Origin of the sequence: Occallatibacter sp. (assembly GCF_049802275.1) — a bacterium.
GTDB lineage: Bacteria > Acidobacteriota > Terriglobia > Terriglobales > Acidobacteriaceae > Telmatobacter.
The window spans coordinates 1-3,124 of record NZ_JBARMD010000154.1 but is presented as its reverse complement, the minus strand read 5'-3'; the positions used below and the strand labels follow the sequence as shown (position 1 = coordinate 3,124).

Annotated in this window: 1 protein-coding gene; it reads left to right on the top strand. The window is 58.8% G+C overall.

All coding sequences use genetic code 11. The features are described from left to right. Positions 1-2,594, top strand: a 2,594-nt coding sequence (gene secA, locus WA354_RS04930; protein ID WP_472811895.1) for a preprotein translocase subunit SecA, incomplete at its 5' end; no start/stop codon positions are given. Between the last annotated feature and the right edge of the window lie 530 nt (positions 2,595-3,124).

Here is a 3,124-nt window from a genome sequence, read left to right as displayed (position 1 = left end):
GCTATCTCAACGCGCTCGCCGGCCACGGCGTCCACGTGGTCACAGTCAACGACTACCTGGCCAAGCGCGACGCCGAGTGGATGGGCAAGATCTACGAGTTCCTCGGCCTCACCGTCGGCGTCATCGTCCACGACCTCTCTGACGATGAGCGCCGCCAGGCCTACGCAGCCGACATCACTTACGGCACCAACAACGAGTTCGGCTTCGACTACCTGCGCGACAACATGAAATTCGAAATCAAGGATTGCGTGCAGCGCGGCCACTACTACGCCATCGTCGACGAAGTTGACTCCATCCTCATCGACGAAGCCCGCACCCCGCTCATAATCTCCGGCCCCACCGACCAGACCACCGACAAATACGCGCGCGTCAAAAAGATCATTCCGTTGCTCGAACTGGGCGAAGAGATCGACAGCCTCGAAGGCAAGACCTTCACTGGCGACTATGTGGTCGACGAAAAGCATCGGACGATCGGTGTGACGGATGAGGGCTGGGTCACCATCGAGAAGGCCCTCGGCATCGACAACATTGCCAGCGCCGATAACTGGGAACTCAAGCACTACGTCGAAACCGCCATCAAGGCCCACTCGCTCTACAAGCGCGACGTGGACTACGTGGTGAAAGACGGCGAAGTCATCATCGTCGACACCTTCACCGGCCGCCTGATGCCCGGCCGCCGCTGGAGTGATGGCCTGCACCAGTCCGTCGAGGCCAAGGAAGGCGTCAACATTCGCAAGGAAGACCAGACCCTTGCCACCATCACCTTCCAGAACTACTTCCGCCTCTACAAAAAGCTCAGCGGCATGACCGGCACAGCCGAAACCGAAGCCGCCGAATTCGAGAAAATCTACAAGCTCGAAATCGTCGTCATCCCCACCAACAAGCCGCTGCTCCGAAAAGAGAATGCAGACGTCGTCTATCGCACTGAGAAGGAAAAATTCAAAGCCGCGGCGGATGATATCGGCATCCTGCATGAGAGCCAGCAGCCTGTGCTGGTCGGCACGGTATCGATTGAAAAATCTGAGCGCCTCTCCGCAATCCTCCAGCGCAAGGGCATCCGCCACGTGGTGCTCAACGCCAAGCAGCATGAGCGCGAAGCTGAATACGTCGCACAGGCAGGCCGCCTTGGCATGGTCACCATCGCGACCAACATGGCCGGCCGCGGTACCGACATTCTGCTCGGCGGCAATCCTGAGTTCATGGCCCGCCAGGAAATGGTGAAGCAGGGCCGCGCCCGCGCGCTAAGCGTTGCTGAAGGCGCCATCAATCCCATGGCGCCCGCCGGCTTCCAGCGCTTCTACTACCAGGGACAGGAATTTGAAGTCGCCGAACCCGACTGGAACGCCACCTTCTCCGTCCATAACGAAGCCGCGCAGAAGGAGCACGAAGAAGTCATTGCCAAGGGTGGACTCTTTATCCTCGGCACCGAGCGCCACGAGTCACGACGCATCGACAACCAGCTTCGTGGCCGCGCCGGCCGCCAGGGCGATCCCGGCGCCTCGCGCTTCTATCTCTCGCTCGAAGACGACCTCATGCGCATCTTCGCCAAGCAGTGGGTCAGCACGCTGCTTGAAAAACTGGGCATGGAAGAGGGCGTGCCTATCGAGTCGAAGATGATTTCGAATCGCATCGAGGCCGCGCAAAAGGCCGTTGAATCGCAGAACTTCGAATCGCGCAAACACCTGCTCGAGTACGACGACGTGATGAACAAGCAGCGCGAAGCGGTCTACGGACTGCGCCGCCAACTTCTCGAAGGCGTCGAACAGCGCGAACTTATTCTCGAAGACTACGTCGGCGGAATCCTCAGCAACCTCCTCGACGAGTTCATACCCGAAGACAAGCATCCGGACCAGTGGAACCTCAAGGGCCTCGATGAAAAGCTGATGGGCCAGTTCGGCATTGTCCTCGGCACCATGGGCATCAACGCGGCAAACCGCCACGACCTCGGCGAAACCACCTTTGAAAAGCTGAAGGAAGAATACGAAACCAAGGAAAAAATCCTCAGCGCGCCCCAGATGCGTTATCACGAGCGCATGGTCATGCTCAGTGTGATCGACGGCCTCTGGAAAGACCACCTGCTCGCCATGGATCATCTGAAGGAAGGCATTGGCCTGCGCGGCTATGCGCAGCAGGATCCGCTCGTAGCTTACAAGCGCGAATCTTTCGACATGTTCGAAGCCATGATGGCCAAGTTCCAGGAAGACACCGTCCGCTTCCTGTTCCGCATGCAGATCCTCGGCCCCGATGGTCGCCCGATCAACGCCGCACCGGAACCGCGCAGAGCAGTTCCGCCCGCGCCGCCCGTGGCCAGTGCTGAACAGTTGGCTCTGAACGGAGATGGGCTGCCCAGGATGCTCGATGCCTCGCCGCGTGAGATCGCAATCCCCACGCGCGCTCCATCCACCACCATCGACCAGTTGGAGAAGGAATTCGCCCGCAAGAAGCAGCGCGAACTCGAAGCCGCCACCCGGGCCGGAGCCGGAAACGGCAGCGAACCCTCACAACGCCGCACCGGCGAAAAAGTAGGCCGCAACGATCCCTGCCCCTGCGGCTCAGGCAAGAAATACAAAAAATGCCACGGCGCGGAAGCCTAGCGGTGATTGGCTAGAATCGCACTACCCACGCGCTGTCATCCTGACGCGCAGAGGAAGGATCTGCCCTGAAACTCATAGATCCGCACGATACAAGGGTGGGCGGATTCAAGCTCCGCTTGGGTGGGAAAGCCAACAATTCCAAAATTTCCGCGCAGGCGGTCGTTGGCCAACAATCATAAAAGCGCTTGTCATGTTGAGCGCAGCGAAGCGGAGTCGAAACATCTGCGGTTGTTCTTCCGTCATCCCTCCAACCATGACCTGCTTATCACCCCATCGGCGGTAATCCTGGCACAACGAGAGAAGGCGCATGGTGCTCAAATTCTTATGCGATTCCCACAATGAACCGTCAGTGCGAGATTTCCTCATGCTGATCACACCCTGCCCAACTACGCACCGTAAAAGATCAATGCGCATCAGCTCGGAGTGAAGTCAATTGCCATCTATTGCGGGGAGCTCGATCATCTTGATGATGGTTTGCTCGTCGCCCTGTGTGTAGTAGAGCGCTCTGCCGTCCCTTGCTGCACTCAAGG